This window comes from Luminiphilus sp. nBUS_16, assembly GCF_051201645.1.
GTDB lineage: Bacteria > Pseudomonadota > Gammaproteobacteria > Pseudomonadales > Halieaceae > Luminiphilus.
Map to the genome: position 1 here is coordinate 1555519 of NZ_CP179205.1, position 22979 is coordinate 1578497.

The following is a 22979-nucleotide window of genomic DNA, read 5'->3' on the forward strand; positions in this document are numbered from 1 at the left end:
GCTTGCTAATTTGTGAGATGGTTGCTAATCAAATTGTGTGTAGCGCATCGGGTTGGAGAGGAGGTTTTTACAATGTTGTTGGCAGATAAAGTGATCGTTATTAGCGGGGTAGGACCCGGGCTTGGGAGAACCCTCGCTCTGGAGGCTGCAGCTGCGGGTGCTAAGGTTGTTTTAGGTGCGCGGAATCAGGCGTTTTTAGCGTCAGTCGTGTCAGATGTCGAAGCGAGTGGAGGTGCTGCTCTGGCGCAAAAAACTGACGTGACTTGTAAGGAGCAATGTCAGGCGCTGGTGACACTGGCTGTTGAAACTTTCGGCAAAGTCGATGGTTTGGTGAACAGCGCTTACGTCCACGGTGATTGGGCAGGGATGGACGCCGCTGACTCTGAAAAATTTGGCGATGTGTTTGATGTCGTCTGCCAGGGAGCGATTCGAATGGCGCAAGCGTGCTTGGACCCTATGCGTGCGGCTGGCGGCGGTTCTATTGTTAATATATCGACACTGTCCACGGTCAAGCCGTTTTCTGGAGAGGCGATGTATGCAGCGGCTAAAGGCGCCCTCAATGCGGCGACGCGGCATATGGCCAACGACTTCGGGCCAATGGGTATCCGAGTCAATGCCTTGCGTATGGGCTGGATCGGGGGAGCGCCAGTGTATGGCTATATTGATCAGCAGGTGGCTGCGGGGGCTGATCGTGAAGTGGTTATGGCGAGTATTACTGACCGAATTCCGCTGCGTGAGATTCCCCCAGAAGTCGATTGTGCCCGTGCCGTCATCATGTTTCTTTCAGATTATTCACGGGTTGTCTCGGGGGCGTCGGTAGACGTCAACGGTGGCGAATACATGGCACCTTAAGGAGGTTGGCAATGTCTGACGACGCGAGATTAGCTTTTGACCCTGAGGCCGTTGTTTGCTCTGAAAAAGTGCACATTGCTGCGCCACGGGAGAAGGTTTGGGACGTGCTGGTAAATTTCGACTGCTACCGCGAGTGGAACCCTTTTTGCGTTGAAGCAAAGGGGATCTTGGCAGTGGGAGAGCCGCTAACAATGAAGCTCAAGAACTATCTAATACCGGGCGATTACTTCGATAACGTGGAGACGATTTGCGAAGTCAGCCCGCCGCACTGCATCGCCTGGTCTGCCCCATGGCTTGATGCATGGCCTTACCCAGCCCGGCGCGATCAAATTATCGAAGCGGACGAGCATGGAGGTTGTGTTTATTACTCAACAGACGCCTTCTTGGGCCCCTATGGTATCCATGTGATGCGTTTCGCTGGACCATGGGTTAAGCGGGCATTTGACGATACCGCCTATGCGCTGAAGGCCTTTGTTGAAGGGTTGGACTAAACGGTGCGCCACTCTGTCTGTCTGCGCTTGATGTTTTAGCAATCAATATGGCGAGTGATATAGGGAGCAAACTGCGCGTTCAAGCGCTCGTTGTCTAAGCCAAATTCTTCGGCGGTGTAATGGTGCTCGGGTCGTGCCTCTCGCTGATTGAAAGTCCGCCAGCGTTGCATCGATTGGCGTGTCTGTTCGTTCAGCTCTAATCCGGCAAAAGCATAGAGCGTGCTCAAGACGGCTTCTGGTTCGCGGATCGAGTCTTGAAACTGGAGATCCAAATAGGGGGCCTCAGGGTGCAGGTCGCGATAGTGCTGCGTTGCGGCAAGGCCCTGCTGCCATTTTTTGACCCAGTGAGCTGCCATAGTTTGTTTGTTTAGGCTGTCGGTAAAGGGGGCGGCTAGCTCACACATCATGCTGGCATAAGAAGGCATGACCTCGCAGGGATGGCGGTGGGTTTGAATGACTACAGCATCGGGAAAGGTTTGGAAAAGTTGTTGTGGATAGTGCAAATGGTGGGGAGTTTTTAGCAGCCACCGAAGCCCTTGATTGCCTTTTTGTCGCTTTTGCCACTGCAAAAACTGCAGCATTTTATGCAGGTAGCCATAGCTCGCCGAAGGATCCTGCGCGTACAACGCTTCACCATATTCGGGGATGCAGGCATAGCACTCGGGTACCGTACTGGTGAATGAGTGTTCCAGCAACATGATCTCCTCATCGGGAGCAACCGCATCAATAGGATGAATCGCAGCAAGCCCGGGCATGGCGGCGAGCATAGCGTCCACTTCGGCCTTGGCTATCGCAATGCGGGCATCGTCGGATACGAAATTTGAATCGATGGGTGCGGGCTGCCTAACTTCATACCAAAGGGGTGCCATCAGGCTGGTGTCTGTGGCGATGGTTCTGTGCAACAACGTTGTACCGGTGCGCGGCAACCCTACGATAACAATGGGTGCGACGAGGGTTTCCTCCGCAATTTCCGGATGCTTTTCTGTCCAGTCTTCAAGGGCTTTGCGGTTTTGTAATAAGCCTTGTAGGCGTGACCGGTGAAACGCTACGCCTGCCGTGTTGAGATTGGCTTCTGTGTTGAGTGCGCCAATCAGTGCGGTGAGCGGCTTTATGAACTCTGTGTCCTCATAGCCGGTGCTTGGGGACAGCTTCAGCCCCTGCGCTAGTATCTCGTCGACGCTTAGCATCAGATCGAGGGTGTCTCGAGTGCTTGAAGTTTGGCAATGTCACCCGCAGGCATTACCGTCACTTCTGGGTCGACTCGCACTTCAGCCCCCACCCAACGAAAGCACAATGTTCCTTCGCTATGACCGGCGGTGGATAGCCAGTTGGCGCAACCTGTATCAGAGGCCGACAGTACCAGTGTCACGCTTCCGTTGGCATTAACGGTGGCTTGAGCCTGATTCAAGGACACCCGGTGATAGCGGTAATCAAGGGATTCCATCCAGTAGTTATCGACTTGAATATTCCAAGTTTGACACACCGGAATTGACGGGAGGGTGATGACCATGGCTTCTTCGTTGTGCAATTTGAAGTGCCCGTGGTAATACAAAATGTTGGGGTCGCCTCCGACCATTTGGCAAAAGGCCTGATCCCACAGCGGCAGCGTGTTGGGCTGCTGTGAGATTTTCTGGCTCCAATCGGCAAACATTCGCGTGGTATTGCGATAGAAAGCTGTGGCCTTTTCGAAGTGCGCCATAGCAGTCATAAGCTCGAGGGGCTCGGGTGTTGCATGACGGTCGAGTCGTTCGATGGTAATTTCCGCGGCCCTTTCTTGCTCCCGGTGTCGAAATGTTTGTCGTATGAGCAAAGATTCACTGTCTTCACTGACAGTCAGCCAGTTGCCCGCCTGCTGCGTCTGGCTGATGATGATCTCAAATGTGCCATCAGCTTCAACCGTCAGGGTGTTGCCGTCGAGGAAGCCTGTTTCTACCTGTGTGAAATTTTCAGCATAACTACCTCGGCTGGTAGCCATGCTGATGTAGTCAACGGTGCCGCGTGTGCCTCTCAGGCGATATTCGTAGCGGCCATCGATGACAGCCTTCTGATAAAGATTGTCGGGATTGTCTGCGCCCAGCTTGATGGTTTCATGGGCGGGGCGATAGAGCACGGGGAACGCGGGGTCATTGAACTCTACGTACCACTCCAAAGCGGCACGTGCCATCCGCGATAAATAGCGAAGGCCGTCGGCCTGGGTTTGCTCATCTTGTGGCACGCCGGGTTCAATCAGAAGGTCACCGGCCTCTTTCAGCGCATCACAAAATTGGTGCCAAGTTGCGCGAGTTCTCGATTCAGTGCTGGCGTCGATGCTCATCCGGCGGCGTTGCCTTCACCAACAAGTCCTGGCCCTGCACCAATCTGGGCAACGCTGAGACCAGCATCAGAATTTTGCAGGTGAAGATTGGACATTAGGGTGTATTTCGACCGACGCATTTTCCAGCCAGTCTCTAGTTTGACGTATTGGTCTTCATAATAGCCGCTCATGAGCTGCACCTGCTTCAGGTGAGTCTCTAGTAATTGAAAGCGCATTCGCCACCGACCCTCGGCAGTGTTGGCATTTTTGATCGTGATCTCGGGAGCTAAGCCATGATGCATGTCAATGTGGGTGGGGTGGCAGGCTAGAGATTCAAAGACGCCTATAAAAGCGTTCATATCTGTAAAGCGGCCGATAAATCCAAAGTCGATTTCAAAGTTGTCTTCATCAAAGCAGGCGCGCATGCCCGCTGTGTCCCGCGTGTCACAGCAAAACCACCAGCGTGCCTTCAACTGCTTGATAGCCTCGATGTCCTCGAGGCATTGAATGCGCTGCTCTAATTCCAAACCCGGTGACCTCCGCTACTGCTGAGGCGGTGGCGCCCCGTTGACTCCTGGCCATCGAGAACCAGAAATTGTATCGGCAAAGGGTAGAAAGGCTTCGGGGTCTAGTGGTGCCGACAAAGTGACCGATCTATCGAGGAAAATAGGCCACCAGAGATAAGCTGACAGCTGTTCGCGCATAGGCAGCTTAGTGCTGAGAGGATCCCAAGGGCTGTCTCGTAAGGTGAGCTTACCCTGCACTGATTCCTGCCACGCGGTGCCATATTTGCTCTTTACATGAACGACATGGGGTGGGAAGTCATAGCCGGTGGCGGGGCCGCCAATACTGACTGCACGGGACACTTTGATCCACCACTCGTTTTGCTCCCACTCAGGTTGGGGCCCTGAAGATCCCTCACTCACACCCTCAAATTCCAAAAAGGTATAGCCTTGGTGGGTGCAGCGTGCTCGAACCATGGGCCCAATGCGGTGGTAATCGATTTCCGCGGGATATTTAGGCTGCCCGTTGGTTTCCTGGCTGATAAATATCGCGCTTTCCTGATCGATACCGTAGCCCAACGTATATTCGCCCTGAACTCCGTTGAAGTCTGCATTGACGGTAGTGACGATTCCGTACTCGGGTACATCCGGCACAGGGAAGTTGTAAACCGTTAAGTTGACGTTGGGCTCACTGCCTACGGTTATACCCGGAGGAAGCAGTGCTGCAATAGCCTCGGGATCAGTGCGGTAGTGTACTTTGAGCATGGGCCAGTTAATGATGTCACCAGGGTTGCCCTGAGGTGCTTGGGGTGTGTCGGTCATGGTCGGTCCTCTATTACTATTATTCGTTAGCCTACGGATTCGGGTATCGGCGTGGTTTTGCCAATAATCATATCGGCGCGCCGCCGAATCTTCGCTTCATTTTCTTCAGTTAATTCAAGGAGCCAGAAGTTACCCTCCGGTAAACCCTGCAGTGCCATTTCAGCGACCTCGTCAGGATGGGTCGTCTGCAGGTTGATTCCGTACTCTTCGGCCATTCGCTTCATGTCCTCAACAGAGTTAATACCGGTTTCATTACCGACAACGCCTTTATCAAATTCTTCTGGACGTACGCGGCCTGAGTTGAATAGACCGGTTTCAACGACGTGGGGGCCAGGGAAAAGCGCGCTTACCACCACAGGGAGACCGCCGGCTTGCACCTGATAGTGCAGATTCTCGGTAATGGTATGCACCGCGGCTTTGCTGGCTGTGTAAATAGGCACGTCAGGTAGTACCGCGTAAGCGCCGTTTCCAGATCCGGTAATGACCAAGTGCGTTCTCTCTGCACGGCTTGCCAGATAGGGCATGAAAACGTTAATGCTGTTAACTACGCCCCACACGTTGACGTTAAAGCACCACTGCCAATCTTTTTCGGAGTAACCCCAAATGGGGCCGGCTTCACCCGCGCCAATTCCAGCGTTGGCAAACACGAAATCAACTTGGCCAAAAGTTTCAACAGCGCTATCGAGGACCGCTTGCAAGCTACTGGTTTGCGTGACGTCACAGTGGTCAACGCGATGGGGCACCCCCGCAGTCTCAAGGTCAGTGTCAATAATTGCCATGGCGTTTTTATCGACGTCGCCAACAACGACGTTGCTGCCTGCAGCGCCTAGGGCCATGGCGAGAGAACGTCCCACGCCGCTGGCTCCACCCGTGATAATCGCAGTCTTGCCTGTAAAATAATTAGCCGTCATTGGACACCCCGTTCACTGGTGGGTAGATAAAACTTGCGCACCCATTTTCTGAATAGAACGAGGGTTTCATCGCCCTTGCAAAAAATGGGCTGCTTGCGGTGTACCTTATTTTTCCAGATGGGATAATCATCCTGCAGGCCGTCAATAATGCCATTCATGACCTGGTCGCCTGCAAGGTCTGCAATCTCCTTGCGCACGGTTAAGGTCCAGCGTAATAGGGTTTCTTCCCGGCTGTAGGGTTGGGCTGAGTTGTACACAATCATCTCAGCACCCGGGCCGTAACTTGTCAGCACGGTGGCGAGCCCTGGCTGAAACATCGTTGCGTGGAGCTGCCCGGGCATGCCACTCGCGTTCATCTCAGCGCGCAGGTGTACGGCACCGTCTTCTTCAACGGTGACTGACGAGGGTGGCGTTTCACTTTGCTTGTGCACGTACTGAAAGTGCTCCGGATCGCAAGAATTCTCGGCAATGTCTTGTACGTGAGTAGGAACTAGGAATTCGACTTGCCGTGGCGCTGTCCAATTTTCATCATCGAGCTGTTCTACCTTTGGCACCTGCCATTGAGGTTCTTCCCCGGTGGGGTGAAACCACATGTAGATCTCGCCATTGATCTCTGTGGTCGGCCAATTATTGACCTTGGCACGGGATGGAATGTCCTCGCAGTAGGGAATGTGCTCGCAGGCGCCGTCGCCACCGAACTGCCACCCATGGAAGGGGCACTGAATAGATTCTCCAACCACGCGGCCGTTAATGCCTAGGTTCGCCCCCAAGTGCGGGCAGTAGGCATCGTGAACGCGCACGGCACCGGATCTTGTCCTGTAAAGAACCAATTCCCTGTCTAAGGCCGATACCGATTTGACTTCCCCAACCTGCAGCTCGTGACTGCGGGCTAGGGACCACCAACCCATTGGAAAGTCGGGTGCTGTATTAGTCTTTGAGTCACAAACTGCAATCAACTCCATGATGTGGTTCCCTCGCGCGTTGTTGTGCCGATTTATTATTCGTTAAAAATGCTGACCTGAGGTCCAATCTCATCCGCGATGGTCCGCAGATAGCCCTCGTCCATACCGTAGAATGCTGTGGCGTTACCGCCGAGAATTGCTTTGCCGTCTTCTACCGAAAACCCGGCAAAGGTCTCGGCAAAATAATTAGCCGTATTAGGCCAAGTGCCCTCGGGGTGGGGAAAATCGCTGCCCCACATGATCTGCTTCAAGCCAATTTGCTCCTTCAGATCGAGGTCCCGTCTGGGCACACAAGAAGCGCCGATACCGCAGTTGCGCGCAAAATACTCACTCGGTGCCATAGAGAGATGTGATCGGAAGTCGCCCAGCTTGGCCGAGAAGTGTATGTCAGTGTAGTTATGGTCAAGTAGGCGCAGCCAGGAGGGAACCATGAACATGGTGCCGCCTTCGACAACCATTGCTTGCAGCTTTGGAAAACGCTCAAAAACGCCACCCCAAAGCATGAAGGTTAGGGGCCTGAACAGCCAAAACATGACCTCTGACACATAACATCCCATGGCACCCGGAAGCGTTTCGCTGGAATCGACCATGGGGAATTCAGGGCCAAAGTATTCGTTGAGCGGGGCGGGCCCGGAGTGGAAGTGCACCACAATGCCCAAATCTTCGCAGACAGCCCAGAAAGGGTCGTATTTACGGTCATGATAGGCGGCATGCTCTCCCCACATCGTTGGCAGCATCACACCCTTGAGGCCGTTTTCATGACACCACCTTGCCGCTTCTACCGCTTGATCAACATCGAAAAGAAGCGGGATGGATGCCACACCAAAGTGACGTTTTGGATCATTAGCAACGAGCTCTGACAGCCAGCGGTTGTGTGCCATCGCACCTGCCCACTGCAGCTCGGGCACGGCGTCTTTGGGCGATAGGCCCAGGCCTGCACCGAAGGGCGGCGTGTTCTGCTCCGTAATGCCGTCGGGGAAAATGACCTCAGCCGCGATGCCGTCATCTGCGAGCATTTTACTGCGCTCTTTATAATCCCAAGCGCCGGTCAACGCCTGTTTTATAGGAGCGCGCCATGCATCGTTGATATCTTTGATAAGAAACTGCGCCTCAGCCTTATCCATCATATCGACCTGAACATCCACCGCCATGTCGATGAAGTCATGGTATTTAGTTTCGACGTAGGGTTTGTACTCGCTGATCGGTAGACCAGCATGACAGTCGGTAGAAACAACCAGTAATCGTTCGCTCATCGTAGTCTCGTCCTGATAGGTAATAACAAAAGTGAAGAAAACATAATGCTCTGGACCACACGCGACAACTGAGTCATCGACGATCGGTCTATCCTTGCCTGGAGGAAGTCTAGGCAAAGGGGCTGATTGGGCCACGCCAAGATTGACGCCTCCGTTGTATTTGACTTACTAAAATGCAGTACTGGGTAGGAGCTCAACCGGATCATGGGAGCTCTGCTTGGGTTTGTTGTTGCAATTCAATGCCACCGATCAGCCAGTGAATACTCTGCACGAAAACTGGAGGAGGGATTTTACCGTCGGGTGAACGCTCATAAGCGTTGGCATCGGTGGATAGCAAGCTGGTTAGGTGATCCTTCGCGATTTCGGTTTCATCGTAGCGGTGAGACTGCATTTCGAGCTCTCCCAATGTCAGGCTCACGATAACGTGGACGAGAGATCGACAAACCGCCACCGCCGTTGCCTCAGTCAACCCTGCGGCGATCAGTGCAACAAGAAGGGGGCGGGTAAATTCGATGAGGGCAGGTCGGTTTTCCGTGCTCAAATGACGGGAGAGATTGGGGCGGTCTAAAATCGCTAACCTAAGCGCTCTCGCCCATGTGCCAATGGCCTCTTTCCAATCCAGGCCGGGGTCGAGCTGAGGGGTTTCCCTGACAAAATAATGGTTCAGTAGCGCTGAGATCAGCGCTTCTTGCTTGCCCATCTGCTGATATAGCGTTCGCGTGGAGCACTTTAACCGAGTTGCCAGCCGCCTAGCTGTCAAAGGACCCGCGCCAGATTCCTCCATGGCGTCGAGGGCGACAGTAATAATCGTTTCTGTATCAACCAGCGGGCGAGGCATGATCTGTCGTCGAGCTCCTAAGATTTTACGGTGAGTAATGGGGTCATCGCCCATAGTAATACTGGACGTTTTAAAAAAACAATGTTTTCCTATTCTCATTCGGACGATATGCAACGGTAAAAAAACGCGACATCTTTGGCTCCAGCCGACGTTTGGCGCGTACAACTTAATCAAATGACAACCGCCCCAGAGCTTTACCCACAAATTGGGCAGGTGTCGGCTAGCCACAGGGAGTTAACGACCGGTATGGAAAACACACAAGCGCGCTGTCCCTTCACTCACCTGCTCGATCTAGATGCCTACCGAGAGGGCATGCCCTATCAGGTCCTTGCTGATATTCGCGAGCAGGGGAGCTTTGTGCACTTTGATGATCCCACGACAGGCGTCCCTTACTGGGCGGCGGTCAAACGCGACGCCCTTGATTTTGTCTCTCAAAACCCCGGCCTTTTCTCATCTCAAATTGAAGGCCCGTTTCCTATGGAACCCGAATCTGAGATGCAGCGGGAGACCATGCAGGTGATGTTGGATAACGCGTTCATAGCCATGGATCCGCCAAAGCATATGGCGCACCGCAGAGTCGTTCGGGACGCTTTCACCCCCAAAGCAGTGGCTGCTATGGAGCCTTGGCTGCGGCAGCAAGCGAAGGCTATTGTCGACCGGGTGGCAGCTGCAGGGTCCTGTGAATTCGTTGAAGAGGTTGCGGCGGAACTGCCCCTGATCGCAGTTTTAGAATTGATGGGAGTACCGCAAGAGGATCGAAAACAGTTTTTTGAGTGGACCAACATCATGGCGTTCGGTGATGACCCTGATATTGCCACCGGGCCTGATGAGGCCAATGCGGTCTCCTTTGAGGTCATTTTGTATGCCATGGAATTGGCAAAGAAGCAGCGCGAAGGTTTCACTGGCCCGGTAATTCAAGCCCTTTTGGAGGGTGAGGTTGATGGCGAGCCCATCAGTGATGAAATGTTTGCCTGGGTTTTTATTTTAATCATGGTAGGTGGCAACGAAAGTACTCGCACTGCTACCGCTCACGGCATGCGGCTGTTAATGGAGAACCCGGATCAGCTGCAGCACCTTGTTGATCATCCTGAGGATATACCTGACGCTATTGAAGAAATGTTGCGTTACAACACGGCGTTTATCGCGATGCGTCGAACGGCAACGCAGGATGTTGAATGGAACGGCTACTCATTTAAGCGCGGGGAAAAAATTGTGATGCACTACCATGCCGTAAACCACGATGAGGATGTTTTCGGCGACGACGCTATGCGTTTTGATATCCACCGGAAAAAGCGCATGCCGTCACTCAACCGAGAACTTAGGTCTTTTGGTATCGGTGAGCATTTTTGCCTCGGGATGAATTTAGCGCGGCTTGAGATGCGCATCATGTTTGAAGAGGTGATCCCCCGACTTCGTGATATCACCTTTAACGGAGAGGTCACTTATATGCGCTCGTTTATGATTAGCACCATCAAGTCGATGCCAGTGATTTTTACCCCAGAGGTCTCTGAGGGCTAAATACCGCAATTTTAGGGTCTTAGGGAGTTCCAATGTCTTTTACGGGTCAGGTTGCAGTAATAACCGGTGGCGGCAGTGGCATGGGGCAGGCGTGGGCGCGTCGCCTTGCTACAGCGGGTGCAACGGTTGCCATTTTAGACGTCAACGAAACCGGTATGGCTGAAACCGCGGCGTCTGCTCCCAACATCAAACCCTATGCAGTAGACATTACAGATGCCGACGGGGTTGCCGGTGTATTTGCCGACATTGAGGGCAGTCTTGGGCCTGTAGATCGAGTAGCTAATGCGGCGGCAATCATGCCATTTGGTCGTTTACTTGAGGAAGATCCCAAGCTAACAACGCGAGTTATGACAATTAACTATGGCGGTCTCGTGAATGTGGCGACGGCGGCTTTACCCAGAATGATCGAGCGAGGGCGCGGCGATTTTGTGAGCTTTTCCTCCATGACCGGTATCGTTCCGGGACTGCTTATGGGTGCTTATGCTTCAAGCAAAGCGGCAGTGCAGTTTTATACTGAAATCCTCTATCACGAAAATCGTAACAGCGGACTGCGCTTTTGTTGCGTCTGCCCGCCGGCGGTGAAGACGGCCCTGTGGCAGCAAGCCGAGGCAACCGTTGTTCCAAAGCTGCCCTCAAAGGGCGAGACCCTGACGCCAGATGTGGTAATCGATGACATCGAACGCTGTCTCGATAAGGGGAAGCTTTTTGCCTATCCCGGTAAGCAAACACAGCTAGGCGTGGTCATGCGGCGATTGTTTCCCCAGCTGATTTGGCGAGTGTCCCACGACGCCGAGGGTTTCTAAACGCGCGCTGAATTCACGGTCAGTGCGCTGATTTTCACCAGGAGTTACCGTTTGTTGTCGTCCACCGAAAGCCTGCCTCGTCAAATTCGATTTGACGGAGCGCACAATTTTAGAGATCTCGGCGGGTACCCACTCGGTTGTGGCGGTTCCTTTACACCGGGGCGGATATACCGGTCTGATCACTTGGGCCGTTTGACCGATGCTGACCGACAAAGATTGTCCGCTTTGGGGATAGCAACCGTGGTCGATCTGCGCAGAGCCAGTGAACGGGCGGAAAACCCCGATCTCCTTATGGGTACCGGCATCAACGAAATTTGGTTGCCGGTGGAGGCTGAGGGTGCAGATGTCATTAATATTCGCCGTGAGGTTGAGGCGGGTCGGGTTGACGCACAGGCAGCGAGTGAATTTCTCATTGAAGCCAATCGGTTATTCGTGACCCGTTTTGCCCGGGTTTATAGCGAGTTCCTACACCTGCTCCTGCAGCCTCAAAGTTTACCTCTGGTATTCCACTGCTCTGCTGGAAAAGACCGCGCCGGCTATGCCGCTGCACTGACGTTGCTTGTTGCCGGCGCCTCGAAGCACCACGTAATGGCAGACTATTTGGCAACCAATCTTTGCAACCAAGAGCATCGCCGCGCTCTCATGGCTGGGCTGCCAGAAAGCGCAGGGGTGGAGACAACCCGTCAGGCACTCAATGTGTTGATGCAGGTTGAAGAGCGCTACCTCACTGCGGCCTTCACTGAGATTGATACGGGCTACTTGGACGCGAGTGACTACATGAGTCGAGCTTTGGGTTTTGATGCCGATAAGCAGGCAAGGCTCAAGGCTCTGTTGACTCACTCTGGGATCTAAACGATCTTCCTTGAGCATCAACAGTAGTCAGCGGCTGTACTCAGCAGTTGCGCTGTTGCTAGTCACAATAGCCGTTGATTACCTGCAAAGGGACGATAGTCCGATGTCATCGTGTGGCTATACTAGAGCCACGTTAACAATGCAGGAGAGACCGTGGAACAGGCCATGCTCGCGAGAGCCTATACACCGCTGCGGTTAGGTCCGGTGACTTTGCCCAATCGTTTTATCAAAGCCGGAGCCAATGAAAATATGTCACTGCGGGGCATGCCGACCCGCGCCATGCTGAAACATCACGAGAGTATGGCGGCAGGGGGCGTGGGTATGACGACCATGGCGTATCTGTCAGTGAATAAGGTAGGGCGAACGCTGCCGGATCAAATTTGGTTGCACGACGGAGTGATTGCTGAGCTGCGAGCGGTAACTGATGCTGTGCACGCCAAGGGCGGCAAGATTGCCGCTCAATTAACCCACGGTGGTTCCTTCGTGACGGGGGTCTTTGTGCCCGGGCGTCTTCAAAGCTCTGTATCGGGCTTCAATCCTGCAGGCCTTCTCCGAGGCAATATCCTTCGTCGCGGAATGACCGAAGTCGACATGGAGCACATGGTTGAAGCTTTTGTCACTGCGGCTGAACACTGTGTGAGTGCGGGGTTCGATGCGGTCGAGATTCATATGGGGCACGGCTACCTGTTGAACCAGTTTTTGTCGCCCATGGACAACAACCGCAAAGATGCCTATGGCGGCAGTGCCGAGAACCGCGCACGCTTTCCAACAAGAGTTCTCGCAGCGGTAAAGCAGCGTGTGGGTCAGGATATTGCGGTGTTGGCTAAGATCAATGTTGCTGACGGCAGACGTCGGGGAGCCAACGTTGAAGATGCAATCATTACGGCCAAACTGCTTGAGGCAGCGGGTGCTGACATGCTCGTATTATCAGGCGGTCGTAATGTGGAGTCGGGCTGGTTCATGTTTGGCAGCAATATGAATCTTGAAGCTATGTATCGCGTTTTGGGTAAGTGGTCGCTCAGCGGTATGGCGATCGGCGCCACCGCGAAGTCTGCGCCCTCTATAGATTTCCGGGAGCTCTATTTTTGGGAGTATTCGAAAAAGATTCGCGAACAAGTGTCCCTTCCCTTGGCATATCTTGGGGGTGTGAAGTCAGCCGATAATGTGGCGCAGTGTATGGCGGCCGATTTTGAGGCGGTGGCACTCGCACGGGCGCTGCTCAGAGAGCCTGACCTGGTCAACAAGTGGGAGGTGCGTCCCGAGGAACCATCGCTATGTGACAACTGCAACAGTTGTGTGGCGTACATCTACCACCCGGGCGGGACGTGGTGCATACACCGGCCTGCAAATGTACTGGAAGATAATCAGCTTCTTGCCTCTTCAGGTGGAAGCTGAAAAATGCTGACGCTCAAGTTTGTGCGCAGTATTAAAGCGGATCTCCCAACGGCTTGGCAGGTTATCGTCGATTTTCCTGCTTATAACGAATGGAACCCCTTTGTGACACGGTGTTCGGCTGAGCTGCAACCCGGAACCCCCATTGTTATGCAGGTAAACATGGGTCCATTTGAGCTTGAGCAGACCGAGCAGGTGACGCAAGTCGAGCATGAGAAACTGTTTGAGTACCGCATGCGACCGGTAGGCCGCTGGCTGTACAGCAAGCGGCAGCATCGGCTGGAAGCTGTCGGTACAAGAGAGATTCGTTATACCTCCTATTTTGAACTTCGTGGCTGGTTATCGCCCATTGTCACGCTTCTAATGGGGTTCTTTCTGTGGCGGGGTTTTCGGCATATGACGAACGCGGTGAAAACTCGAGCGGAGGCTCTGGCCCCCTGAGGTTTTAAGATGTTTGGGCAGCTGGGATCTTGCAAGAGCACAATGTTTTACGCCGATGCTCGGCACGATGGTTACAGTGCGCAATACAGTGCGCAATATTGAAGGCACTGATCGGTGGACTGCACAGTGCAGCCCGAATAGGTTCGCCTGCACAGTGGTGATGGAGGTGAATGGCTCAGTTGAGTGAACCCACGGTCGTGGGCAGTGGCGATTTGGGGAGAATGCTATGAAAAGTAATGCACCAGTGGCACTAGTTACCGGCGCGAGTCGAGGCGCAGGTGCTGGAGTGGCTCGAGCGTTGGGCCAGCACGGTTACACGGTCTACATTACGGGTCGCTCTGAGGTGGTGGGAGCGGCAAAAGCATGGGATGGCTCAGTACTTCCCGGAACCATTCACGATACGGCGCGAGCCGTTACCGATGCAGGAGGGCGGGGCGTTGCCCTTTGTTGCGATCACGCCGATGACGCCGCTGTGGCGGAGGTGTTCGCGCAGATTAAGGGCGATGACGGCCGCCTAGATGTCCTCTTTAATAATGCGACATACATGCATCCTGAGCTCATTACGCCGAAACCTTTTTGGGAAAAAAGTTTAGAAGCAGCCGCCATTTTAGACGTGGGATTACGCTCCGCCTACGTGGCGAGTTGGCACGCTGCAGGCATGATGGTGTCGGCCGGTACAGGGTGGATTATTTTCGGCTCGTCTTTTGGCGCTAATTGCTACATGCATGGCCCTGCTTATGGGGCGCAGAAAGCTGGCCTTGATAAGTTTGCCGCGGATATGCAGCACGACCTAGAGGGCACCGGTGTTAACAGCTTATCGATCTGGATGGGCCCGTTAAAGACCGAGCGCGCGATGAAAGCCGCTGAGGTCCACCCTGAACAGTATGAGGAGATTATGCAGGTGGCAGAGTCACCAGAGTACACCGGCCATCTTATTCACGCCTTGCGCAGTAGCCCCGAGGGATCCTCTTATGGCGGGCAAACTGTGGTGGGCGCAGAGCTGGGTGTGGCTTTAAAAATTTCTGATGCTGGCGTTTATCCACCCTCACACAGAGACATGTTGGGGGGGCCTCCCGAGCGCTCGAAGGCTGTTATTTACTGATGCAACAGCTTCAGCATAACGTTCACGGTGTGGCTGCGGATGCCTTTGTGTGTCGGCGGAGGCCGGAGCTGTTACTGTTTACGGTAACCGTGATGTTGGTGGCACTTCTCACGGCCTGTGACCCGATAGCAGACCCCACTCTTACGCCAATGACAGTGTCCCCCGTCACTGAAATGCCTGAAGTCACTCCGTTGCTGCCCAGTTCACTGCGTAACCTTTACTGGGGTGATTTGCACATTCACACCGCCTTATCGAGTGATGCGTTTGCCATGGGCGTGCGCGCGTTACCCTCGGATGTTTATCGTTTTTCCCGAGGTCTGACCATTGATCATGGTGCAGGTTATCCCCTCACAATTCGTCGGCCATTAGATTTTGCTGCGGTGACAGATCATGCCGAATATATGGGTCAGGCGAGATTGGCCGATCTCGATATTCCAACGACACGCCAGCCCCTCGCTGATCTTTTAGCAGAAGGCAGTCGGTTGGCAGTGACCCGGGCTTGGGTCGAGACGATGGCACTGATGCACGAAAATGGATTTCAGTTAACCCTTGGCGGCGTCGATACCGCCATAAACGCTGCAGCGTGGAGGACCACTGTAGAGGCGGCCAACACCTTTAACGATCCCGGCAAATTCACAGCATTCATCGGCTGGGAGTGGTCAGCTGACGGTGGCGATGTTACGACGCACTTACACCGAAATGTTATTTACGGAAGTGGTGCGGTACCCGGTCGTCCCTTCAGCGCTATCGACGGACCTGACGCAACAGACCTTTGGCGCTTTTTGCGCGGTGAGCGGGCACAGGGGCGGTCAGTCATTGCTATTCCACACAACGCCAACCTATCTCAGGGACTCATGTATCGAACCGAGGACAGCGAGGGTCGTCTGTTGGTTGAGGCCGTACCCCAGGACCGGTCCGATCTCGAACCGATTAGTGAAATTCTTCAGGTAAAGGGTGCCTCTGAAACACACCCGTTATTATCAAGTCTTGACGAGTTCGCAGGATTTGAGATTGCTAGCGCAGTTCCCGGTCAGAAGGGCACCTTGGAGACGGTCAAAGGGTCCTATGCACGTGATGCCTTGCGACGTGGAATTTCCCTGGCTCACAGCGAGGGCTTCAACCCCTTTGTCTTTGGTGTGATTGGTGCCAGCGATAGCCACAACGCCAGTTCTGTCACCGATGAGGATAATTATACGGGTAAGCTGCCGATGATGGATGGAAGTGCGGGCTTACGAACGGGTGAGGCAGGTCTGGGATTAGCTTACATGACCCCTGCGCCAAGTTGGGGCTCGGGTGGGCTCGCCGGAGTTTGGGCTGAGGAAAATACCCGCGAGGCACTTTTTTCTGCGCTGCAGCGGCGTGAGACCTTTGCCACTTCAGGACCTCGGATCTCCCTGCGCATGTTTGGTGGCTGGCAACTTGAGCCGGCGTTGGCTGTGGCAGCTGATGGTGTCGCGAAGTCTGACGCTGCCGGGGTGCCTATGGGCTCTGCATTACCTTTGCAGTCTGGTTCAGGGGCCCCTCAGTTTGTAGTCTTTGCTGCCCAGGACCCTTTGGGTGCCCACCTTGATCGTATTCAAATTATTAAAGGCTGGGTTGACGAAGAGGGTGTTACCCACGAGAAGGTTATCGACGTGGCATGGTCTGGGAAACGAAGCATTGATCTCGCTACCGGTCGGTTGGACCCCGTAGGTAGCACGGTAAATACAGGGGCAAGCACCTACGAAAATACCATCGGTTCGCCCTCGTTGGCAGCTTGGTGGCAGGATGACGACTTTGATCCTGATCGCCCTGCTTTTTACTACCCAAGGGTTCTTGAGATTCCAACACCGCGCTGGTCCACCTACGACGCCCGAGATTTGGGTGTAGAGCCGATGGCCCCTGTCGCGATACAAGAGCGGGCCATTGGCTCTGCTATCTGGTTCGAGCCTTGATCTACATTAAACATCTGTGGGGCATGCCACAGAGGATACCTGGGCTTGCAGGCCAAACTAAGGCATAAAGATTTACAGCAGCCTTGGGAAGATGGCTTTACGCTCTGGTGGATATTCATCGAAATTTTTACGAAACCAACGATGGGTATAAAGCGCGCGAGGAATTAGGTTGCCGGCGGTCATAGCGAGCACAAAGACCGCGCCCAAATTCCAGGTCATGATGGCAAAACCTGTGAAAGACAGAATTTCCCCAAGGTACTGTGGGCAGGTAACCCAGCGAAAGGCACCGCCAAAAGGAATTTTGTAGCGCGGCTCATTGGGCGTGGGCGTTTTTGAACGCAGGTTACGCAGGATATGGTCTGAGTGAATGTTCAGCCCAAAACCCGTCGCATAGACAAACAAGCCCAACACAAATCGAGGATCACTGAACCAGTCGAGCGTGTACTGATCGCCATACTCGGTCAAGTACGCCGCGTTGAAATAACCGTGCAGAAACAGGGTAATCCAGCCTGCGATTATTACGTTGAAAGAAAAGCTCGCGGGTGTGCCGGGCTGTACCCGCATCAACATGGGAGTAATGAGCGCGCGGTTACTGTAGTGCATCATCCATACGGCAAGAAAAAACAAAGGCACGGCTTCGTAGGCGTTAGTCCCCATGAAGTAGACGACCGGAAAAACCAGCAAGCCGGGCAGCTCCATAATAATCCAGCCCATACGAGAACCGAGCTTAATACCCTGTTTTTTACCTTTCAGTCCGAATCGGCCGCCATAGGCAGCGGTACCCACAAAGCTCGCGGCAAATACCAGCAGCGCGTAGGCAAAACCTACAAGGAGTAATGTGTCGTAAAGGGCATTACCGGTGTACCAGGCCATGATGATGTCTCTAGGAGTTTGGATGGCCCGCAGAGTGGCGTGTGATTGGCCAGTGCGCAACCTTGCTCCATCGTCCAAATGGAGGCTGATCGCCGTTCATCAAGCCGCTAATGTGAAGCACCTCCAGTTGATTTGGCGAGCCTTTGCCTATGTCTTTTGCCCCCATGCTTGAATCTGACGTGACCTCCTGGTCTGGTGAAAGTGATGTCGTTGTTGTCGGCTTTGGTGGCGCTGGCGCTTGTGCGGCGATCGCGGCGGCTGATGAGGGGGCATCGGTGATGATCGTGGAAGCCGCATCGGCCTCTGGTGGCTCGACCGCCTTGTCCTCCGCAGAAATTTATTTGGGCGGAGGCACGAAAATTCAAAAGGCTGTGGGTTACGAAGATAGTGTTGAGGATGTTTTTGGTTATTTGATGGCGAGTAATGGGCCTCAGGCCGATGCCAATAAAGTGCGAGCTTATTCGGAAGGCGGGGCGGAGCACCTCGATTGGTTGATGTCTCTGGGTGTGCCTTTTAAAGCCTCTGAGCTCAAAGAGCGTGCCATGATGGCCCTGACAGACGACTGCTTGCTTTACACGGGCAGTGAGAAAGCGTGGCCCTATAGCGAGCATTACAAGCCTGCGCCGCGCGGGCATAACCTCGAAGTCGAGGGTGATAATGGCGGACCCTTGCTCACCAAAATTCTTTTGCAGCAAGTCGAGCAGCGAGGCATTGATATTCACTATGAGACCCGGGCCTTACGACTGATCGTGAGTTGCTTCGGACCTCAACAACGGATCGTTGGTCTGGCGGTTCGGCAGAATATGCAGGAACACTATTTTCGCGCCAGCAAAGGTGTGGTGTTGTGCGCCGGTGGTTTTATTATGAACGAGGATATGGTGCGTGAGTACTGCCCTCAGTTTCTCGATAACAAGACCCAAATCGGCAATCCCAATGATACGGGCAGTGGCATTCAAATGGGGCTGAGTGTCGGTGGTCGTGCCATTAACATGCACGAAGGATTTTTAAGTCTGCCTTTTTATCCCCCAGCGACGCTAACCTTTGGCATCTTTGTGAACGGTCAGGGTCAGCGCTTTATCAATGAGGACGCTTATCACGGCCGCATTGGCAGCTTTTTGGTGAACCAGAGTTATCCGGTGTACCTCATCCTTAACGTGGCAGATTACGGCAACTATGAGACTGAGAGCTGGTTGCAGGCACCGGTGGTGGCAACCGGTGAAACCCTCGATGAGCTGGTGTCTGAGTTGAAACTTCCCAAGGGCCAACTTGAGCGGACGCTTGCGCGCTTCAATGAGGACGTTGCTGAAGGTGTGGATCGCCTGTTTCACAAAGATGTCAGTTGGTTGAAGGCAATTGAGGCGCCCTTCGTGGCGCTCGATTGCACGCCGGGTGCGGGTGCGTTTTTCCCCTGCTTTACATTAGGTGGCCTTGATACCACGGTCGACGGCGCCGTATGTTCTGTCCATGAGGGTGTTATTCCCGGGTTATATGCAGCAGGAAGAACAGCTTGCGGTGTGCCTAGGCGGGGTGATGGTTATGCATCAGGAAGCTCTGTTGGGGACGCTACTTTTTCTGGGCGCATGGCTGGGCGCCGTATCGCAGCTGAGGAGTGCATATGAGTCAGAGTGATGTTGTCGCAAGGCTTGATCGTTTGGAGTCTCTGGACGCGATTAGACAGCTTGCTGCAAAGTATTCGCTTGCGCTGGATATGCGAGATATCGACGCTTTGGTGAATCTTTTTGCCGAAGATATTCGGATCGGTCGAGACAAGGTTGGCCGCGCACATTTTAAGCAGTGGATGGATGAAACTTTGCGGGTTCAGTTTACGGGCACCGCGCATCACATTGGCAATCACATTATCGAATTTGAAGACCCCGATCGAGCGGTAGGCGTTGTCTATAGTAAAAACGAGCATGAGACCCCCACGGAGCAGGGTGGCTGCGAATGGGTGATTATGCAGATGCTCTATTGGGATCATTACGAGCGCATCAACGGCCGTTGGTATTTTCGACGACGCTTGCCATGCTACTGGTATGCCAGCGATCTCAACAAGCCGCCCTGTGGTGAGAATAAAATGCGGTGGCCCGATCGGGATGAATACGAAGGGGCGTTTCACAGCTTGTTTCCCAGTTGGCAGAGGTTCTGGGCGGAACCGCCCTCTGAACATTTGCCGAGCGTTGCTGCACCTGCGCCACTCGAGAAGTTTTTGGCAACGATGCGTGATGGCAGCTTAGACCCGTCTATAAAAACTCGATAACGGTGGGGTCGGCCCCCAATATGAGGACCAGAAAATGAAGTATGCGCACTTGTATAGCTCCCTTGAAATGGGTGACCTGCGACTTCGTAATCGCATTGTGATGGCGCCTATGACCCGTAGCCGAGCTCGGCAAGATGACGATGCGGTTTCAGAATTACAGGCCAACTACTATGGTCAGCGCGGCGACGCTGGACTGATTGTGACCGAGGGCGTGCATCCCTCTGCCGACGGCAAGGGCTACAACCGCACCCCGGGGATTTACAATGACGCACACACCAAGGCCTGGTCATCAGTGACCGACCGAGTCCATGACCGGGGCGGGCTCATTGCCTGTCAGCTGATGCATTGTGGTCGGGTAGGCCATGCACTCAATAAGGGACGAAACACGCGATTTTTGGCCCCATCAGCGCTACCGGCTAACGCCGAGATTTTTACCGAGTCAGGGATGATGTCCATGCCGACGCCCGAGGCGATGACTCTTGCTGAGATCAGATCAGTCGTGGCAGATTATCAAGCCGCCGCCGCCCGGGCACTGCAAGCTGGGTTCGATGCTGTCGAACTTCACTGTGCATCGGGTTACTTGCCAGCTCAATTTTTGGCGACGGGCAGCAACCTTCGTGATGACCAATACGGTGGCAGTTTGGAGAATCGCTTGCGTTTCGTAGAGGAAGTTCTGCACGGGATCAAAGTTGAAACCGGCGCTGGGCGAATAGGGCTGAGAATTTCCCCCGGAAACCCTTACAACGATCACGTTGATGACAATCCGACTGAAACTTATGCTGCGCTCCTTCAATTAGCGGACCGCTTAGGGCTGGCCTGGGTGCATGCCATTCGGATGGCATCCACGGGTATTGATAGCTTGGCATTAAGCCGCGAATATTTTTCGGGCGCGCTGATCGGCAGTGACAGCTTCAATGCCGCGGAGGCTGACCAATTTATCGCTGAGCATCGTGTAGACGCGGTGTCTTTCGGGCGTGCCTACATTGCAAATCCTGACCTAGTGACTAGGTTTGCCCTTGATGCCCCGTTAAACACCCTTGATAAACGAACCATTTATGCGGGTGAGGGCGCGGGGGGCTATACCGACTACCCCAGTTTGTCCGCTTAGGATTTATCACAACGCCCCCTGAGTGACTTGCCTCAATTGTAGGTCTTACTTAGAGGTCGTATAGATACAGGTGAAAAACCTGTATAAAAAATGTTCGGCCGCCCATGATGGCCACTGACACAATGGGGTGGCGATGTTTAGTCATCGCTAACCCCTTTATCGATTGCCAAGATGGCTAGAGGACAAAACCCATGCCAATGCCCACTGACGTGCCTATCATTGACCTGATGCTTGCGGTCCCGAATGACGACACCTCAAATTTTTATGATTTTATTCGTCCGTTATTGATGGATGAGCAGAGTCGCCAGATGTTCAAAATGCCAGCTCAATACATGTTTAAAGACCTTCCAAAGGTGGGCAAGCGCGATGATTACATTGCCTACACATTGGAGAAGATGGATGAGTTCAATATTGAGAAGGCCATGTTGGGTGTGGACGAGGGTCAGTATGAGACGCAAAACGAGGCGGTAAAAAAACATCCCGACCGATTTTTCGCCTCCTACGACTGCAACCCTAATAACGGTATGGAAGAGGTTCGAAAGATTCGCCGGCTCAAAGAAGAGTATGACATTAGGTCGGTGAACGCTTTCCCCGCTGGACTGTGCCCTCAAGTCTCCCTTGCCGATAAGAAGTGGTATCCCATCTTTGTCACCTGCATTGACCTAGATATACCCTTTTGTCCCTGTGTGGGTGTGCCGGGTCCGCGGATTCCAATGGAGCCGCAAAAAGTTGAGCACCTCGATGAGATTTGCTGGTTTTTTCCTGAATTGAAAGTGGTCATGAAACACGGAGCCGAACCCTGGACAGATCTTGCATGGAAGCTGATGCTGAAGTACGAGAACTTGTTTTATATGACCAGTGCTTTTGCCCCCAAACATTACCCTAAAGACATTATAAATTTCGCCAATACCCGAGGGGCTGACAAAATCATGTATGCGGGTTACTTCCCCATGGGTTTATCCTTGGAAAGGATCTTCGGCGACATGCCCAACGTCCCGTTTAAAGACGACGTGTGGCCTAAGTTTTTGCATGAAAATGCGCGTCGGGTATTCAAGCTGTAGCGTCTAACCTTTTTTTGAAGCGGATAGTGCGCTGAGCCGCGAGCGTCACCACGCTGGCCTTTGACCTTTCCGCTACGGGTAGAAAATAGATATCGTGTCAACGATGCAGGCGGGGCGGTCAGCATCTTTGGCTGTAATGGTCACGCGGATGGTCGCCTTGTAACCGCCCTTGTTCTCCTCGACCGCAATAATTTCACCTGTAGCTGTGATGTGTGAATCCACGGGTACGGGCGCTGGAAAGCGAATCTTTTCAGTCCCGTAATTCACCCCCATCGATACATTTTCCACTTGAATGAGCTCGGGAAGAAAACAGTTGGCTAACGACAGCGTCAGGTAACCGTGTGCAATGGTTTTGCCAAAAGGGCCCTGTGCCGCTCTCTCTGGGTCAACATGAATCCATTGATGATCACCCGTCGCCTCTGCAAATTGGTCAATCCTTTCCTGAGTGATTTGCAGGCTCTCGGTGGGACCTAATGCGGTACCGGTCATGGTCATCAAATCTTTTGGGTGGGCAACTTGGGTGGCAGGCATAGAGGGTGCTCCTAAGGTTCAAAGGCAAGTCACAGTTCGATGGGTAGCTTGCTGGGGTTGATGCGTTATCTAAGGAGCCTGATACTGGCGTGAGATTTCTTCAAGCGCAAATACCCGCATCACGTATTCAGACGATGTTATGCGGGGGTTTTATTGAAAGGGTGGCGTTTGATAGCAAGGGA

Annotated in this window: 23 protein-coding genes; 13 read left to right on the top strand and 10 right to left on the bottom strand. The window is 53.5% G+C overall.

Translation table 11 applies throughout. The annotated features are described in order from the left end of the window. Positions 1 to 72 precede the first annotated feature (72 nt). Positions 73 to 852, top strand: coding sequence for an SDR family oxidoreductase (locus tag ACMAY6_RS06850; RefSeq protein ID WP_435215595.1), 780 nt, complete (start codon positions 73 to 75; stop codon positions 850 to 852). An 11-nt stretch (positions 853 to 863) separates the two neighbouring features. After that, positions 864 to 1343: an SRPBCC domain-containing protein gene (locus ACMAY6_RS06855; protein WP_435215597.1), complete on the top strand. Its 480-nt coding sequence runs from the start codon at positions 864 to 866 to the stop codon at positions 1341 to 1343. A gap of 35 nt (positions 1344 to 1378) precedes the next feature. Here ACMAY6_RS06855 and ACMAY6_RS06860 read toward each other — a convergent pair whose 3' ends face one another. The 8 genes from ACMAY6_RS06860 to ACMAY6_RS06895 form a co-directional block, all read right to left on the bottom strand. After that, positions 1379 to 2530: a sulfotransferase gene (locus tag ACMAY6_RS06860; RefSeq protein ID WP_435215599.1), complete on the bottom strand. Its 1152-nt coding sequence runs from the start codon at positions 2528 to 2530 to the stop codon at positions 1379 to 1381. Continuing rightward, the gene (locus tag ACMAY6_RS06865; RefSeq protein WP_435215601.1) at positions 2530 to 3657 is read right to left on the bottom strand and encodes a DUF1214 domain-containing protein; all 1128 of its coding nucleotides are present in this window, start codon (positions 3655 to 3657) and stop codon (positions 2530 to 2532) included. The genes ACMAY6_RS06860 and ACMAY6_RS06865 overlap by 1 nt, the downstream gene beginning before the upstream one ends. After that, positions 3654 to 4163, bottom strand: a complete 510-nt coding sequence (locus tag ACMAY6_RS06870; protein ID WP_435215603.1) for a nuclear transport factor 2 family protein — start codon at positions 4161 to 4163, stop codon at positions 3654 to 3656. Before ACMAY6_RS06870 ends, ACMAY6_RS06865 begins: the two co-directional genes overlap by 4 nt. Before the next feature lie 15 nt (positions 4164 to 4178). Next, positions 4179 to 4961 carry an acetoacetate decarboxylase family protein gene (locus ACMAY6_RS06875; protein ID WP_435215605.1) on the bottom strand — a complete coding sequence of 261 codons (783 nt, stop codon included), beginning with the start codon at positions 4959 to 4961 and terminating at the stop codon, positions 4179 to 4181. A gap of 26 nt (positions 4962 to 4987) precedes the next feature. Next, a complete protein-coding gene (locus tag ACMAY6_RS06880; protein WP_435215607.1) occupies positions 4988 to 5872 on the bottom strand; it encodes an SDR family NAD(P)-dependent oxidoreductase in 885 nt (294 codons plus the stop codon). After that, positions 5869 to 6834 carry a Rieske 2Fe-2S domain-containing protein gene (locus ACMAY6_RS06885; protein WP_435215609.1) on the bottom strand — a complete coding sequence of 322 codons (966 nt, stop codon included), beginning with the start codon at positions 6832 to 6834 and terminating at the stop codon, positions 5869 to 5871. Before ACMAY6_RS06885 ends, ACMAY6_RS06880 begins: the two co-directional genes overlap by 4 nt. A gap of 35 nt (positions 6835 to 6869) precedes the next feature. Next, a complete protein-coding gene (locus ACMAY6_RS06890) occupies positions 6870 to 8087 on the bottom strand; it encodes an amidohydrolase family protein (protein WP_435215611.1) in 1218 nt (405 codons plus the stop codon). Positions 8088 to 8289: 202 nt separating this feature from the next. Beyond that, complete coding sequence (locus tag ACMAY6_RS06895; RefSeq protein WP_435215613.1) at positions 8290 to 8925, bottom strand: hypothetical protein; 636 nt, start codon at positions 8923 to 8925, stop codon at positions 8290 to 8292. 246 nt (positions 8926 to 9171) lie between these two features. On the opposite strand from ACMAY6_RS06895, the gene ACMAY6_RS06900 reads away from it, so the two are divergent. From ACMAY6_RS06900 to ACMAY6_RS06930, 7 genes are all read left to right on the top strand, one after another. Further along, positions 9172 to 10443 (top strand): cytochrome P450, encoded by a 1272-nt coding sequence (locus ACMAY6_RS06900; protein ID WP_435215615.1) that lies wholly within the window; start codon positions 9172 to 9174, stop codon positions 10441 to 10443. Between the two features lie 32 nt (positions 10444 to 10475). Continuing rightward, positions 10476 to 11246, top strand: coding sequence for an SDR family NAD(P)-dependent oxidoreductase (locus tag ACMAY6_RS06905; protein WP_435215616.1), 771 nt, complete (start codon positions 10476 to 10478; stop codon positions 11244 to 11246). Between the two features lie 51 nt (positions 11247 to 11297). Beyond that, positions 11298 to 12098 carry a tyrosine-protein phosphatase gene (locus ACMAY6_RS06910; RefSeq protein ID WP_435215618.1) on the top strand — a complete coding sequence of 267 codons (801 nt, stop codon included), beginning with the start codon at positions 11298 to 11300 and terminating at the stop codon, positions 12096 to 12098. 153 nt (positions 12099 to 12251) lie between these two features. After that, positions 12252 to 13493 (top strand): NADH:flavin oxidoreductase, encoded by a 1242-nt coding sequence (locus ACMAY6_RS06915; RefSeq protein ID WP_435215620.1) that lies wholly within the window; start codon positions 12252 to 12254, stop codon positions 13491 to 13493. A 3-nt stretch (positions 13494 to 13496) separates the two neighbouring features. Then, positions 13497 to 13931, top strand: coding sequence for an SRPBCC domain-containing protein (locus tag ACMAY6_RS06920; protein ID WP_435215622.1), 435 nt, complete (start codon positions 13497 to 13499; stop codon positions 13929 to 13931). 226 nt (positions 13932 to 14157) lie between these two features. Next, positions 14158 to 15033, top strand: coding sequence for an SDR family NAD(P)-dependent oxidoreductase (locus ACMAY6_RS06925; RefSeq protein ID WP_435215624.1), 876 nt, complete (start codon positions 14158 to 14160; stop codon positions 15031 to 15033). Then, complete coding sequence (locus ACMAY6_RS06930) at positions 15033 to 16967, top strand: DUF3604 domain-containing protein (RefSeq protein WP_435215626.1); 1935 nt, start codon at positions 15033 to 15035, stop codon at positions 16965 to 16967. The genes ACMAY6_RS06925 and ACMAY6_RS06930 overlap by 1 nt, the downstream gene beginning before the upstream one ends. 72 nt (positions 16968 to 17039) lie before the next feature. Here ACMAY6_RS06930 and ACMAY6_RS06935 read toward each other — a convergent pair whose 3' ends face one another. Further along, complete coding sequence (locus tag ACMAY6_RS06935) at positions 17040 to 17840, bottom strand: 3-oxo-5-alpha-steroid 4-dehydrogenase (RefSeq protein WP_435215627.1); 801 nt, start codon at positions 17838 to 17840, stop codon at positions 17040 to 17042. A gap of 149 nt (positions 17841 to 17989) precedes the next feature. Here ACMAY6_RS06935 and ACMAY6_RS06940 point away from each other — a divergent pair, with 149 nt between their 5' ends. The 4 genes from ACMAY6_RS06940 (at position 17990) to ACMAY6_RS06955 (ending at position 22266) form a co-directional block, all read left to right on the top strand. Then, positions 17990 to 19459, top strand: coding sequence for an FAD-dependent oxidoreductase (locus tag ACMAY6_RS06940; protein ID WP_435215629.1), 1470 nt, complete (start codon positions 17990 to 17992; stop codon positions 19457 to 19459). Continuing rightward, complete coding sequence (locus tag ACMAY6_RS06945) at positions 19456 to 20097, top strand: nuclear transport factor 2 family protein (protein ID WP_435215631.1); 642 nt, start codon at positions 19456 to 19458, stop codon at positions 20095 to 20097. The genes ACMAY6_RS06940 and ACMAY6_RS06945 overlap by 4 nt, the downstream gene beginning before the upstream one ends. A 34-nt stretch (positions 20098 to 20131) precedes the next feature. After that, on the top strand, positions 20132 to 21205 hold the full coding sequence (locus ACMAY6_RS06950) for an alkene reductase (protein ID WP_435215633.1): 1074 nt from the start codon (positions 20132 to 20134) through the stop codon (positions 21203 to 21205). Between the two features lie 191 nt (positions 21206 to 21396). Continuing rightward, on the top strand, positions 21397 to 22266 hold the full coding sequence (locus tag ACMAY6_RS06955) for an amidohydrolase family protein (RefSeq protein ID WP_435215635.1): 870 nt from the start codon (positions 21397 to 21399) through the stop codon (positions 22264 to 22266). Between the two features lie 72 nt (positions 22267 to 22338). On the opposite strand, the gene ACMAY6_RS06960 is transcribed toward ACMAY6_RS06955, so the two are convergent. Further along, positions 22339 to 22797, bottom strand: a complete 459-nt coding sequence (locus ACMAY6_RS06960; RefSeq protein ID WP_435215637.1) for a MaoC family dehydratase — start codon at positions 22795 to 22797, stop codon at positions 22339 to 22341. Positions 22798 to 22979 lie beyond the last annotated feature (182 nt).